Source organism: Streptomyces spongiae (assembly GCF_009377185.1).
Taxonomy (GTDB): Bacteria; Actinomycetota; Actinomycetes; order Streptomycetales; family Streptomycetaceae; genus Streptomyces; species Streptomyces spongiae.
The window spans coordinates 52,295-66,402 of the sequence record NZ_VJZC01000003.1 but is presented as its reverse complement, the minus strand read 5'-3'; the positions used below and the strand labels follow the sequence as shown (position 1 = coordinate 66,402).

Annotated in this window: 9 protein-coding genes; 3 read left to right on the top strand and 6 right to left on the bottom strand. The window is 65.3% G+C overall.

Annotated elements, in window-relative coordinates; translation table 11 throughout:
- Positions 1-59: 59 nt before the first annotated feature.
- The 6 genes from FNH08_RS01155 to FNH08_RS01130 form a co-directional block, all read right to left on the bottom strand.
- Entirely contained in the window at positions 60-1,871 is a 1,812-nt protein-coding gene (locus FNH08_RS01155) for an ATP-binding cassette domain-containing protein (RefSeq protein ID WP_194238323.1), read from the bottom strand.
- Positions 1,872-1,879: 8 nt separating this feature from the next.
- Entirely contained in the window at positions 1,880-3,826 is a 1,947-nt protein-coding gene (locus tag FNH08_RS53395) for an ABC transporter ATP-binding protein (protein ID WP_152769330.1), read from the bottom strand.
- A 32-nt stretch (positions 3,827-3,858) separates the two neighbouring features.
- Positions 3,859-5,193 (bottom strand): condensation domain-containing protein, encoded by a 1,335-nt coding sequence (locus tag FNH08_RS01145; protein WP_152769329.1) that lies wholly within the window; start codon positions 5,191-5,193, stop codon positions 3,859-3,861.
- 10 nt (positions 5,194-5,203) lie between these two features.
- Positions 5,204-6,379: a class I SAM-dependent methyltransferase gene (locus tag FNH08_RS01140; RefSeq protein WP_152769328.1), complete on the bottom strand. Its 1,176-nt coding sequence runs from the start codon at positions 6,377-6,379 to the stop codon at positions 5,204-5,206.
- Positions 6,376-8,241, bottom strand: a complete 1,866-nt coding sequence (locus FNH08_RS01135) for a non-ribosomal peptide synthetase (protein WP_152769327.1) — start codon at positions 8,239-8,241, stop codon at positions 6,376-6,378. The genes FNH08_RS01140 and FNH08_RS01135 overlap by 4 nt, the downstream gene beginning before the upstream one ends.
- A 72-nt stretch (positions 8,242-8,313) precedes the next feature.
- Positions 8,314-9,657, bottom strand: coding sequence for a nucleotidyltransferase family protein (locus FNH08_RS01130; protein ID WP_152769326.1), 1,344 nt, complete (start codon positions 9,655-9,657; stop codon positions 8,314-8,316).
- A gap of 484 nt (positions 9,658-10,141) precedes the next feature.
- Between FNH08_RS01130 and FNH08_RS01125 the strand changes: the two genes are divergently transcribed.
- The 3 genes from FNH08_RS01125 (at position 10,142) to FNH08_RS01115 (ending at position 14,052) form a co-directional block, all read left to right on the top strand.
- Entirely contained in the window at positions 10,142-11,323 is a 1,182-nt protein-coding gene (locus FNH08_RS01125; protein ID WP_152769325.1) for a trans-sulfuration enzyme family protein, read from the top strand.
- 24 nt (positions 11,324-11,347) lie between these two features.
- Complete coding sequence (locus FNH08_RS01120) at positions 11,348-12,721, top strand: chorismate-binding protein (protein WP_152769324.1); 1,374 nt, start codon at positions 11,348-11,350, stop codon at positions 12,719-12,721.
- Positions 12,722-12,795: 74 nt separating this feature from the next.
- Positions 12,796-14,052, top strand: a complete 1,257-nt coding sequence (locus FNH08_RS01115) for a DegT/DnrJ/EryC1/StrS family aminotransferase (protein WP_152769323.1) — start codon at positions 12,796-12,798, stop codon at positions 14,050-14,052.
- The last annotated feature ends 56 nt before the right edge of the window (positions 14,053-14,108 follow it).

The following is a 14,108-nucleotide window of genomic DNA, read 5'->3' as shown; positions in this document are numbered from 1 at the left end:
GAGAGAGCGAGCGCCCCCACCGAACGGACCGACCCGCACGACCGGCGCAAGCCGGTCGCCTAGGCGTATGCCTCCGCCTGTGCCGTGTACAGCTCGGCGTACGTGCCACCCGCGGCGAGGAGTTCGGCGTGGGTGCCCAGTTCGGTGAGGCGTCCGCTGTCGATGACGGCGATGCGGTCGGTCATGTGGACGGTGGAGAAGCGGTGCGAGACCAGGATGGTGATCGCGCCGGTGGCCAGGGCCGCGGCGCGGGCGTGGGTGATGAACTGTTCGAAGAGTTCGTGCTCGGCCTGCGGGTCGAGGGCGGAGGTCGGCTCGTCAAGGACCAGGAGCAGGGGTCGGTCGCGGAGCAGGCCGCGAGCGAGGGCGATCTTCTGCCACTGGCCGTGGGAGAGCTCGGTGCCCTCGAAGACGGTGCCGAGCTGGGTGTCCAGCCCTTCCGGCAAGCCTTCGACCAGGCCGGTCGCGCCCGCGCGCTCGACCGCCTCGGTGACGGCGGAGCGATCGTCGATGCGTTTCAGGTCGCCGGTGCCGACGCTCTCACGGGCGAGGAACTCAAGCTTGGCGAAGTCCTGGAGGGTCCCCGAGCAGCGGCCCGCCCAGGATGCGGGATCGAGTCGGGTGAGCGGGCGGCCGTCGACAAGGATCTCGCCGGAGGTCGGTTGGTACATGCCGGTCAGCAGCTTGACCAGGGTGGACTTCCCGGCGCCGTTGATTCCGACGAGGCCGAGGGTGGAGCCGGCAGGGAGGTCGAGGTCGATGTTTTGCAGCACCGGGGCTCCCGCGCCGGGGTAGGCAAAGGAAAGCTGACGCAGGGAGATGCCCTGGGCGAGGCGATCAGGCGCGGCCGTGCCCTCGCCGCTCCTCACGCCCGCCGTCTCGGCGTACTGGTGCAGCCACAGGTAGTGGCGGGTGACATGCCCGGCGTCGGCGACCTGCGAGAGGTTGAACAGGACCTGGGAGATCTGGCTGCTGAGCGTGACGCCGAGGGACAGCAGCAGCACGAGGTCGCCGAGCGAGGCGCGCCCCGCCGTGAGCAGGTGCAGGGTGAAGGCGAGGCCGGCCAGCAGTGCGCCGACGAACACCAGCCAGCCTGCGGCCTCGTAGCTGACCGCCCGGGCCCGAGCGCGCACCAGGGCGTGGCTGGTTTCCTCCCACTGGGCGCGCGCCCGGCGGTCGAGCATCGGCGCGGAGCCGGCGATGCGCAACTCCTTGGCGGGCTCGGGGCGCAGGCACAGCGCGTGCAGTTCGCGCTCCAGGCGCTCGGACTGGGTGCGGGCATCGAGGACGGTGCGGTAGTGGGCGCGGCCGCGTGCGGCGAGCCAGACCGTGGGCACGGTGAACGCCACGAGCAGGGTCAGTGCCGGGTGGATGCCGCCCAGCAGCACGGTGCTCATCGCCAGGCCCAGCAGGGAGGCGGCACCCAGCGCGGCGCGCCACACGGACTTCGCGAGAGCTTGGGTGCCGCGGCGCAGAGCAGTCAACCGGTCGAGGAATTCGGGTTGTTCGAGGTGGGTGACGGTGGGCACGCGGGCGGTCAGGCCCAGGATCTCGTGGTCGAGTTCGCGCGCCACCCGCACCGTGAGGTCCTGGCTGGCCTCCCCCTGGACGTGGCTGAGCGCGAAGGACCCGGCGTGGGCGAGCACGCCCAGCGCGGTGGCGACGACGACGGCGCCGAACGCGTGGCGTCCGGCGGCATCCACGAGGTAGCGCTGGGCCAGCGAGGTGAACACGGCCGCACCTGCCAGCAGCAGGATCAGCGCGATGTTGACCGAGGCCACGACGGGCGAGGCACGGAAGGACAGCGTCAGCATGTGGCGGGCGATACGCAGGTTCTCGTAGCGGTGCAGGAAACGGGCAACACGGCTCATGCGGCTCATCAGGCAGCGGGCTCCGAATCGTCGTCTTCGTCGTGGCCAGGGGTGGTGCTCGTCTCGTCGAACCGCGCGGCCTGCAGCCGCCACAAGTGTGCGTACGTCCCGTCGGCGGCGAGGAGTTCGAGGTGGTTGCCGGTCTCAGTGATGCGGCCGCCGTCCAGGACGACGATGCGGTCCGCGTCGCGGATGGTCGACAGCCGGTGGGAGATGAGCACCACGCTCACACCGCGTTCCCGGCAGTCCTCGACGACGCTGCGGAAGAACTCGAGTTCGGCCTTGACGTCCATGTTGGCGGTCGGCTCGTCGAGGATGACCAGGTCGCGGCCGTGGGCGGTGGCGTGCAGGGTACGGGCCACCGCCAGCTTCTGCCACTGGCCGCCCGACAGGTCGCGCCCGCCGCTGCCGGTGCGCCACAGCAGTGTTCCCAGCCCCTGCGGCAGTGAATCCAGCAGGTCGACGGCGCTGCTTGCCCCGGTGGACCGGCGTACCAGCGCGTCCAGTTGGGCATCGGGCAGGTCCGCGGTCTCCGGCGCGCCGAAGGCGATGTTGTCGCGAGCGGTGGCCGGATAGCGCACGTAGTCCTGGTAGATGGTGCCGATACGGCGCCGCCAGCTTTCGGCGTCCACCTCCGTCAGGTCACGCCCGTCGACCGTCACGCGCCCGTCACCCGGCTCGTACAGCCCGGCGATCAGCTTGGTCAGCGTCGTCTTGCCCGCACCGTTCACGCCCACCACCGCCAGCACCTCGCCCGGACGGATCTCCAGGTTGAGACCGGAAAGCACGGGGCGTTCGACGGTGGGGTAAGTGAAGGAGACGTTCTCCAAGCGAACTTCGGGCGCCTGGCCGCTGCGCGGGAGCCCGGGCAGCCCGCGCTGCTGGGCGATTGCCGCGTCACCGTAGCGCCGCTCCAGGCGCTGCACAGCCGCCAGCGCCCCCTTGCCGTACTCGATGTCGAAGGACTCCATGCCGGTCTGCGTCACCACGAAGATCCCCGCGGCGGCGGTCAGGCACGTCATCAGGTCGCCCGCGCTCAACTCCCCGCGCGCGGCCGCCAGTCCCGGAACCAAGAACGCGGCCACTCCACACCCCACCGACAGGGCGATCGTCAACCACTGCCGGCGCAGGATGCTGCGCCGCAGCGCCCAGTACGGCGAGCGCAGCGCCCAGTGTGCGTCCGCACGCCGCCCGATCAGCCAGCCGGCCAGGCCGAACAGTCGAATCTCCTTGGCTGCGGCGCTCCCGGCGGCCAACTCGTCGTAGTAGTCGACGCGCCGCTGCCCACCCGCCAGTCGGTCGCTCTCAGTGACCAGGTAAGTCCACTGGCGCCGCTGGGCAGAACGATTCAGCAGCGTTGCCGTGAACAGGAGCACGGCAAGCACCGGGAAGTGAGCGGCCAGTACACCGGCCGACAGCACCGCCCCGAGGAGCCGCCCCAGCACCACGACCGAGCTGAACACCGCGGTCCCCGCCGACCGCACCCACCACCCCTCACCGATTTCCCCGGCTCGTTGCGCGTCGTCCTGGAAGGCCGGTTCCTCCAGGTGCGCGATGCCGCGCGGCCGTATCGCAAGCGCCCGTAGACGGGAGCGCAACGCCCCGTCGATCGGCCGCGACACGGCCACCTTCACCAACTCCGTAAGCGCCCCGACCAGCTGCTGCACCAGCAGCGCGACGGCGATCCCGACCAACGGCGCGGCAAGCTCCGCGAGGCTCACGCCGTGCGCGGCCCGGTCCACGACCTGGGAGACGAGCAGCGCGATCACGGGCATCGTGGTCGCCGCCCCGATCGTCAGCAGCACCATGCCGGTCAGGGAGGCAGGACCCGCGTGGCGCAGCAGCGCGAGCAAGTCGCGCCGCTCGGTGAGCAGAGCGCGCAACTCGCGGGGGTGCAGGGCACCGAGCGTCAGCCGCGGGTCGGGAACGGGCACAGAGGAGTCGTGCGTAGACACGGAGCGCCTTTCACGCGCGGCTTCGTCCACGCTCATGGGATCAGCGACCAGAGTTGGGCAGTCGCCTCTTCCATGGCTTCACGCATCGTGTCCGCGCCCACGCAGGCTTGGTCGAGTGAGATCCGGATGAAGAGAGTCGACCGGTCGGACCCGATGTGCAGACCGAACCGCACCGCGCTGTCCCGTTGAGGGGCCTCCTCATCGAACACCAGGTCCCGCCGGGGGAGACCCTCCGATGAGCCAAACCCGTCGTTGGGAACCGACCGGTACTGGAAGTTCACGAAGTTGGCCACCGGCCCGTAGAAGTCGCGCTTCTCCGCGCAGACCTGGTCGATCAGAGCGAAGACGTTGTCCTGGTCGTAAAGGGAGAACCGGTGTCCCTGCAGCAGCGATTGCCCCGTCCGCCGAGCCAACTGGTCGAGCGGCGCGTGCACGTCCCGCACCCCGATGACACCGTGTTGGGCGAGGCTGCCGACGTACCCGCGCGACCAGGGCAGGACCCGGTTGGAGAATGTCACGCCCAGGGGATAGGCGGTCGCGTCGGAGCAGGCGGAAAATGCCTTGCAGAAGGCTGCCGTGCACAGGGCCGGAGCCGAGACGCGCAGCCGTTCGGCGAGTTCCTCGACATGACGTCCCAGGCCAGGCGCGTGTGCCTGTATGACGGGGAAGCGCGCGCCCTGCCAGACTCCATTACCGTCGGCGCGGAGCGGGAAGAGCCACTCGGGGTACTGCTCAAGTGTCGTTCGCCAAAACCGGAGTGTCTGTTCGTTGTGTGCCTGGCCGTCCGGTGACAGCTCGAAGTGGGCGCGTTGCAAGGGCTGGTAGACGGGGAGTTTTCGTGCCGCAGTCCCGTTGAGCAAGGCATGCAGCTCAGCTTCGAGACCACCGCAGGCGTCCGCGTCCACGAGCAGGTGTGAGATCGCCACGGCGACCCACTGCGGTTCGCCCCCGCAGCTCAGCACCCGAAACCGGACAGGTGGCCCGCCGTCATGCTCGAACGAGTCGACGGACAGATCGGATGCCTCCCGTATGGCCGCTGCACGGGACCATGGGGTGTCGGAGTCCGTGACCGGGCAGGCGAATGATCCGCTCCGCCGCACCACCTGGAGCAGGGCACCGCGGTCGATGTCGATGCGGGTCCGCAACGCCTCGTGCCGTTCGACGAGGGTCCGCAGAGCCGCCACGACGTCTGCGACCGTGCGGTCACGGGGTGCGGGCCACACGCGGCGCATGGTGAACCGGTCCGGGTTGCCGCGGTTGTCGATGACTGCTGCCCAGATGTGGCGTTGACCCCAGGTGCCGGGGCCATGCCTTCCGTCGGCACCGCAGAAGTCGATCCGCGGCGATTCCTGTGCGACGTCCGCCATCAATGCCTCCTCATGCGGTGCTCTGCCTGCTGGCTGGGGGCCACCCGACCAGCACCGGGCCGGCCCCGGGGAGGTCCTCCTCGAAGAGGACGGCGAGGTCGAGGGTGCGCCCGCTGCGGTCCCGTGCCCAGTTCGTGCGAGTCACAGCGCCGTGCGCCAGGGCCATGTCCTGAATGGCAGCCAGTGGATCGTCGTGTCCGACGGGCTCCACAGCGTCCCGTAACTCTCCGATGCTCGTGGTCTCTTGGGCGTCCCGCAGAACGCCCTGCGCCGCGAGCAGTGGCGCAAGGCGCACGTTGGGGACTCCCAGCAGACCCACCGACTGCCGGGCATGCCAGTCGATCCGCCGTTCCGCACCTGCCTCCCAGTCGATCCAGTCTGCGGGGGCGAGGAGCGGGTGTGCCGGCTGGACGTAGCCGATCGCGTCGTACCGGAACAGGTTCATCTCGGTCGGGCGCGTGCCGTCCTTGAGGCGCGACTCGACATGCGGCACCCCGACGGAGTGCAGGAGGGTGGTCAGGTCGTGTGGAACGACACTCCATTCGCGGTCGGCACGGTGGCGCCTGGCCGCAGCTTCACGAGCATCCCGCGCCGTCATGCGGTCGGCACCCGTCTGCCACTCCCGCCAGGCATGGTGAAGTGCGAGTAGTTCCCGATGGCGTACGTCGCCCAGGAAAAGGATGCCCAGGGGGCTCAGGAGGTCTACGGCTTGGCGGAGGACCTCGAGCACGTAGTCGGTGTCGGGGAAGTACTGGAGGACGCTGTTGAGCACCACGCAGTCGTAATCCCACTTCGGAACACGGCTGAGGTCCCGGGCGCTTGTGAGCAGGAGGCAGACGGAGGCTTTGGTCGCCGGCTCCATTCCCAGGCTGAACCGCTGCAGTGCACCGACGGAGAAGTCGAGTCCGCAGTAGGCTTCGACCTCGGGGATCAGCCGGTTTCCCAACAGCCCGGTGCCGCACCCGATTTCCAGGATTCTGCGGGGTGCGTGCTCGAGTATCCGGCCGACCGTCTCATCGACCCATTCGCGCATCTCGGTATGCGTATACGGTTCGGCGGTGTACGTGCTCACCCAACCGCTCGTGTCGAAGTGCGGCGCTGTCTCCTGGGGCCGATCGAGTCGGTAGGTGCGGTCGTAGATGTACCGCCAGGACTGCTCCCGGCTCGGTCGGCCGGCGGTGCTCACAGGGAGATCCCCGCCTCGGCGACGATTTTCGCGGAGTGCGCCACCGTGTCGCCTTCCATGAGGATGCGAGGGACGAGCGGATCGTCATAGTCGAGTCCGAGCCGTTCCGACAGTACGAACGAGATTTCGACGGCAGCCAGCGAGTCTCCTCCCAGGTCCTGAAAGTTGTCGTGCACACCTACCTCGTCGAGGTCCAGGGCGTGTGTCCACATACCCGCGATCAGCTCTTCGAGGGGGCTGCTGGGCTCCTGGAAATCCGATGTGAGATCAGGGCGCGCGTGCCCGGGGGCGGGAAGCAGTTTGTCGTCGACCTTGCCGTGTCGACTCAGGGGCAGTGAGTCGAGGAAGACGAATTTCGACGGTACGGAGCGGGACGGCAGGCGCTGGGTCAGGTGCTCGCGGAGCGTACCGACGAGGTCGGTCATACCGTGCACCGCATCGACGACGACGTAGGCGACGAGCAGAGTGCGACCGGTTCCGGACACGTGAGCTCGCACATGAGCGTCGAGGACTCCCTCATGGCTGAGAAGCGCGTGCGTGATCTCGCCGGGTTCTACGCGCTGGCCGCGGATCTTGAGCTGGTCGTCAAGCCGCCCGCAGTACTCGATCTGGCCGTCGGCCGTGTATCGGCCAAGATCGCCTGTGCGGAACGTTCCCCAGCCTTCCGGGGCTTCGGGAAGGGCGGGCACGAACCGGGCTTCTTCCTCCTCGTCGGCACCGAGATACCCCGACGCCACGCCGACGCCCTGGATGTGGATCTCCCCTTGTTCGCCGACGGGACAGACACAGCCGTCCGGATCCAGGACGTAGAGGCGCGTGTTGGCGATCGGACGGCCGATCGGAACCGGCTGTCGCGGTGCCGCGCTCGCGGGGTAGTGAGTCACGTCGATCGCGGCTTCCGTCGGGCCATACAGGTTGTGGAGCTCGGCCTTGGACTGCTGCGCCAACTCCTCGACGAGCGAGGAGGGGAGAACCTCCCCGCTGGAGAACACCATGCGCAGATCCGGGCACCGACGTGCACCCTCCGCACGCAGCCACATGCGCAGCATGGAGGGAACGAAGTGAGCGACCGTCACCCGGTGCTCGTTGAAGATCGAGATCAGAGCTTCGGGAGAGGTATGCGCACCGGGCGGAATGACCACTGTCGCCGCGCCGGCGTACTGCGGCCAGAACATCTCCCAGCCGGCGACATCGAAGGTGATGGGCGTCTTGAGAGCGACCCGGTCGTCTGCCTGAAGGGGGAAGGTCTCCTGCATCCAACGGATCCGGTTGGCGAAGCCGCCGTGGGTACAAAGGACTCCCTTGGGGTGGCCGGTCGAACCCGAGGTGAAGATGACCTGTGAGGCACTACGCACCCCGATGGACGTGGACTCGAAGTCCAGCTGGGCGAAATGCTCCGAGTCGATGGCCAATGAGTTCCGGTACACATTCTGACCGGCATCGACTACCAGCACAGTCGTCGCGCCGCTCGTTTCCTCGATGGTCGACTGCCATGGCGCAGGGTCGTCCGGGCTGATGGGGCAGTATGCCGATCCGGTCAACGCTACGGCGTGGACCGCGACGAGGAGTTCCGGCGAGCGGTCGATCGCCACGCCGAATACACGGCAGTCGCTGGCCATGGCCGGGGGGAACTCCTCAGCCAGTCGGTGCGCCAAGCCGAAGACCCGCTGACCCAATTCGGCATACGTCCAGGAACGCGCGCCGTCCACCACTGCGATGTGGTTCCCCATGGTCTGGTAGTGCTTTCGCAGCCGCTGCACAATGTCGTCTGCGGCGACAGGATGTACCTGGCCCTGAAGGCGTTCGATGATCTCGCGGTCAGCAGGTGAACATCTGCTCCATGGACTCTTCGCTGACGTCATGACGCTTCTCTCCGTGAACGGATGCCACGCGGTACCTGGGCGGCGTGGATCTCCGAAGTAAGGGTGAACGTTTCAAACAACAGTCGTAGTTACACTGGATTCGACAGCCTCGCTGTCCTCCAGCGCTCCCAGCGTCACCTCGACAGTGCAGCCGAGCCATGTGGGGAGACAGTCGCCCACATTCATCAGCGGGGCGCGCGACGTGCGGATGCTGTCCGGATCGAGCAGCGGTTGCGCTTGCGTACCACACAGCTGGTCCATGGCGCGGAGTGCGTAGTAGAGGGAGGGGGCGAGGTAGGGATAGCGCTGCGCGACATGCCGAACGTATTCACCGTCGAAGCGTCCGTGGTGCCACAACAGTTTCAGGTGGCACAGCGTCTTGAGGCTGCTGTCCTGGAGGAGCGCGGTGTCCACGTAGAGACGGTGGGGAAGTACCCAGGACAACGTCTTGGGACTGAGTGTGACCACCTCGGTGCCTTCGATGTCGACTGTCTGGACGTCCTCCAGCCAGACCTCCTCCGACGGCTTCACACGCGTGCCGATGTCATCGCTCAGATGGTTGAGGCTGTAATGCAGATCGACTGACAGCCTCATGTGCAGTTTGCCGCTGATACGACAGAAGAAAGCGGGGAACAGAGCCAGTACACGCGTGCTTTGATCTTCCAGTTCCGCGGCGGGGACCAGGCGGTCCAGCGGCGTGAGTTGCCCGAAGGAATAGACCGAGTTCTCAGTTGCCTCCAGCACACTGGGGGGCATTTTGTGAGCCCGGCCGGCTCGTAGCCGTAGTGCCGTGCCGTAGCCCAGGTCCTGCATCGCGTCCCTGGCCCGCGTCAGATCATGGCTTCTGACCAGCACGTCCACGTCACCGCTGTAGGCAGGCGTAAGCGTGCGGCCCAGAGCGGCGTTCATGGTCACACCTTTGAAGGCGACGAGGGGGAGTTCGGCGGCGCGGAAAGCCTTTGCGATACGGGCTACTTCGCGCCGATGAGTCCTGTCCATGACCTGGCTGACCCGGTGATAGATCGCAAACGGGCCGTCGGGGGCCGACACTTGACCATGCCGGCCGAACGCCGCGAGTGCAGCGTGAGCAACTCCCCGGTGGCGAAGGAACGCGAAGACGCGATCGATTCCGAGGCGATCGACCAGAGCGTTGAACAGTCGGTCGGCGACAGAGCCTTCGGCGACTGGCAGCGGGTACGCGTGAAGAGTGGATCTGAGAAGGGCGATCCGTTCACCTAAGTCCGGTTCTGTGAGCACGGGACTCCCTGACCTTCGGTGGGGCGACAAAAACGATTCAATTGGTGCTTGCCAGTTGAAGGTGTGGCAACGGCATCTCGGTTCACTAGTGCAAGCCTCTGTGCGAAATATCGAACAGCGTTCAGCAGGGTGCGCGGCTGACACGGTAGGAATCGCCATTACCGCCTGTCAAGCCATGATCAGCATTTGATCTCCGCACATAGGGTGCACACAGGCGGACGAAGTGGCTCCGGTATCACTTCGCACCGGACCCCTTGCGCGGAGCGGAAGCGTGTGCTTCGATCATGAATCGATTTAAGAAAGCGCTTGTTGTTCAGCGTCCGGAGCACGCCGGCAAGGGCTCGGCTCTGTAAATTCCGCGACTTGGCCTGACCGGGTGTCAACGGGTATGGCCTTGCCGGAACCGCAACGCGCTGGACCAAAGCTGATCGCGTCAGCGGACGCGATCCAGTGTGGTGATGGTTTCGGTAGCACCAGACCTCCACGAGGAGTAGGCGCACATGGCAGTCACTGGTCCACACTTACCTGCGCCCGGCGCCGCTCCCTGTCGCGCATACGCAGACCGGACGTTGAATGAGGCCTATCAAGTCCAGTCGATCGTCGTGCGGCGCAGAGTTGCTGCCGGGGCCCGAGGTGTCGAGCGATGAAACCCTCAACCTTCGTTACCCATCCGCCCAGTGTGACGGTTCCCGACGACAATCGAGCGTTGGTGGCACCGATCTATCAAACGGTGAAGTTCACATTCGACAATGTGGAAGAAACCGAGCGACAAGCACATGGCGAGCGCGAGGGGTTCTGGTATTCGCGAAAAACGAACCCAACGCTACGGCAGTTGGAGCTCACCCTCGCAGGACTGCAAGGTCGCGAGGCGTGTCTGCTGACCGCATCCGGTGTGGCGGCGGTGGACCTGACGATGCTCGCACTGTGTCGGCAGGGGGAGCACGTGATCTTCTTCGCCGAGATGTACAAGCCGACGCAGTACATGATCCGTCGCGTGCTGGGGCGTTACGGTGTCCGTCACACGCTCCTTTCGATCGACGACGTCGATGAAATCGAACGCACTCTGGCCAGTACCCCGACCCGTTTGGTCGTGTTCGAAAGTCCGAGCAATCCTGTCCTCAAGGTCGCGGATATCTCACGCATTGCGGCACTTGCCAGGAAGCATGGCGCGCTGACGTTGCTCGACAACACATTGGCAGGCGTTCACAATCACGGGCAGTTCGATGTAGACGTGTTCGTGCACAGCCTGACAAAATACGTCTCCGGTCATGGGGATGTGCTCGGCGGCGCGGTGATCGCGAATCAGGCGATCATCGATGCGCTGCGCACCGAAATGGCAATATTTGGCGCGTCACTCGACCCTCATGCCGCGTTCTTGATGCAGCGCGGGCTGAAGACCTACTTCCTGCGCTACGAGCGCCAGTGCCAGAATGCGATGACTCTGGCGAACTATCTCGAGTCCCGATCAGAAGTATCCGCCCTGCGCTATCCGGGTCTGAAATCCCATCCGCAGCATGAGTTGGCATGTGCGCAACAACACGATTTCGGTTCGATGATCGCGTTCGACCTTCAAGGAGGTCCGGAAGCGGCGCGAAAATTCGCCGAGGCGCTCAGCCTGTTCTCGATCAGCGCGAGTCTGGGCTCAACGGAATCACTGGTGCTGGCGCCGCAACTTCTGCAACCACGCGACTTCGACGCACAACAGACCGCCTGGTCGGCGATTACGGAATCAACGGTGCGCCTGTCGGTCGGAGTGGAAGACATCCAGGATCTGATCGGCGATATCGAACAAGCACTCGCCGCAAGCGGAACTCACACGTCGTAGCGTGGTTCAAAGGGCAGGTAACACATGATAGCGCGTGAGGAGAGCTCGTACTGGGAACGGGCTTGCCATTTCTTCCGCAACACAGGCTTCGCTGAATCAGAGGGAAGCTACTTCATTCACAACAAGAACACCGAAACCGTGAAGATCGGCATCATGTGCCAGGTTTCGGTTTCCGTGAGCGATGGGCGCGTCAGCCACACCGTGGATGGGCAGACGACAACTGCTGGTGCCTCGCGCTCTGACGAGTCGATCTTCAAGCGCGTCGAGAAGCTCTTGAGGAAGGACGCGCCCTGCTTCTTTGTCGTGAGTCCTGATATCCATAGGCGATCTGCTGACAGGAGCCTTCCGCACATACGACTCGTGCAGCCGGCCCTGGAGTTCACCTTTTCGCCCGATCAGGGCGACGGGGAGATCACTTATGCGCAAGACCCTGCCGGCGAGCAACAAGGACGCGTCATGCTGCGCTCCTCTCTGGAACAGTCGCTGTCGGTTCAACCGAATGACTCCACTGATTTGAAGTCGTTCTCTGAACTGGCCACCGGGTGGATTCCCGACGAGGACGATGAGAGCTTTTTTAAGCGACTCGAAAACGCTATCAGCGTTCTGCAGGATCACCCAGACGGCAAGATGACTCTGACCCGCGCCTATGAACGCGAATCGGCGACGACTCGCAGCCCGTTCGAACTGTATGAGCTGCATGCCCGTATGAATGGCGAGTACGCGTGCAGTCACTTCTCGTGCATCCGGGAGAACGTGTTCTCTTTGGGCACCACCCCGGAAAACGTACTCGAGATCGGCGGCAGGACGCTGTCGGTGGACGTCGTCGCGGCGACTTGCAGGTCCAGCGAAAGCGACGAGTATCTGGCCAGGGAACTGTATGGGAACCCGAAGCAGATCAAGGAGCACAGGTCGTCGCTGAAGAGCCGCCAGAACCGCTTCGTGCCATTCTGCGAAGAAGGTTCGATTCGCGTCGTTCAGGATATGCAGGTCAAGAAGCTCCGCAATGTCTGCCACCTTCACTCTGTATTCACCGGCGAACTGCTGCCCCAGGTGACCATCTTCGACCTGATGGGGAGTGTTTTTCCCTTGCTGGGCGCCCGCCCGAAGGAGCTGCTGGCCCTCGCTGACGCGGAGATGACGCCCCACCGTTACTACGGTGGCGTGGTAGGGCATCTGCACCTTGAATCCGGCGGCTGCTTCCTGAACGTCCGCAATGCGCTACTGAAGGACGGCCTGATTCACGCCAAGGTCGGGGTCGGCGTCATCGCGGAGTCGGACGCGCACAGCGAACTGCTCGAGACCCAGGACAAGTTGTCCGGTCTGCTGGAGGCAATTCAGTTATGGGTGGCTTCGGTTCCGTGCGAAACCGGAGCGGGCAACCGGGAAGAGCCCTTCTGAAGGTCGGTCGGGGGCGCGAGCGCGCCGGGCGTCCAGCCCGGCGGAGTTTTGGATCTTTAGGCAAAGGGGGCCACATGCCGCACACGTTGCAAGAATCCGCTCTCGCGTTGAATGGTGGCGAGAGAATCCGAACGGCGGAATGGCCGACATACGACAAAGGCTACGTCGACCTGAGTCAAGGAGACGAGTCCGCAGCGCTGCGAGCCATCCAGAGCCGGCGTCTCTTCAGATATGACAACAGGCCGCACCGCGAGACGGAAGTCGGTCAGCTCGAGCAGGAGCTCGCGGATTTCTTCGACGCCCCCTATGTGCTGGCGTGCTCAAGTGGAACCACGGCCCTGGCGCTTGCTCTCTTCAGCGCCGGTGTCCGGCCGGGCGACGCGGTCGCATGCCCGGCTTTCACGTTCGCTGCGACTCCCAGCGCGATCATGCTCGCTGGGGCGACGCCCGTTGTCGTCGAGGTCGACGAAGATCTGCACATGGACCCGGCGGACCTGCGGGCGAAGCTGACGCCGGACGTAAAGGCAGTGGTCGTCGTGCACATGCGTGGCTTCGGATGCGATATCGAACGCCTGGTCAGCATCGCCGACTCGCACGGAGTTCCGCTGTTCGAGGATGCCGTGCCTGCTCTCGGGGTCAGCCTGGGAGGACGCAAGTTGGGCACGTTCGGCAAGGCGGGCGCGTTCAGCACGCAATCCGACAAGAGCATCAACACGGGGGAAGGTGGCTTCATGGTCACCTCCGACCGCGACATCTTCGAGCGCGCGGTAGTGCTCTCCGGGGCGTATGAACAGCAGATCAAACGGCACACGGACCCGTCGCTTCCCAGCATCTCGGATCTTTCGCTGCCCATCTTCAGCTTCCGCATGGACGAGATCCGCGGAGCCATGGCTCGACACCAGCTCGCCAGCCTGGAGAAGCGGGTTTCCGCATTTCAGGAGAACTATCGGTATGTCGCGTCCCGCCTGGACGATGTGAAGCCGATCCACCTGCGTCAACCGGTTGCCGAGAGTGCGTTCCTGGGCGAGTCGCTGATATTCCGGATACCCGGGGCCACCGAGCAACAAGTCAGTTGGTTTGTGCGGGCGCTCAATGCCGAAGGGATCGGGGCTCGTGGCCTGGGAGATGACTCCCGCCCGAACAACCGATGTTTCTGGAACTGGAGATTCGCGTTCCCCGAGGTAACTCGGGAGGAAACCATGAAGCGTCACCAACGCAGCACGACCTTCCTCAAGGAAACGATAGACATTCCCATGTCCATCACTCTGACGAAGGCGGACTGCGACGACCTCGTCGAGGCGATCACAAAGGTGTGCAACGCCTACAGCTGAGCCCGGATCCGCTGGTAATGGTTTCCGGGCGGCTGGTTCGGCCGGTTCGCCGGACT

What these genes read in the sequence shown, in the direction of transcription:
- FNH08_RS01130 (WP_152769326.1), bottom strand. Translation starts at nt 9,657, where the DNA reads ATGGCGATTCCTACCGTGTCAGCCGCGCACCCTGCTGAACGCTGTTCG.
- FNH08_RS01120 (WP_152769324.1), top strand. Translation starts at nt 11,348, where the DNA reads ATGATAGCGCGTGAGGAGAGCTCGTACTGGGAACGGGCTTGCCATTTC.
- FNH08_RS01155 (WP_194238323.1), bottom strand. Translation starts at nt 1,871, where the DNA reads ATGAGCCGTGTTGCCCGTTTCCTGCACCGCTACGAGAACCTGCGTATC.
- FNH08_RS01135 (WP_152769327.1), bottom strand. Translation starts at nt 8,241, where the DNA reads ATGACGTCAGCGAAGAGTCCATGGAGCAGATGTTCACCTGCTGACCGC.
- FNH08_RS01115 (WP_152769323.1), top strand. Translation starts at nt 12,796, where the DNA reads ATGCCGCACACGTTGCAAGAATCCGCTCTCGCGTTGAATGGTGGCGAG.
- FNH08_RS01125 (WP_152769325.1), top strand. Translation starts at nt 10,142, where the DNA reads ATGAAACCCTCAACCTTCGTTACCCATCCGCCCAGTGTGACGGTTCCC.
- FNH08_RS01145 (WP_152769329.1), bottom strand. Translation starts at nt 5,193, where the DNA reads ATGGCGGACGTCGCACAGGAATCGCCGCGGATCGACTTCTGCGGTGCC.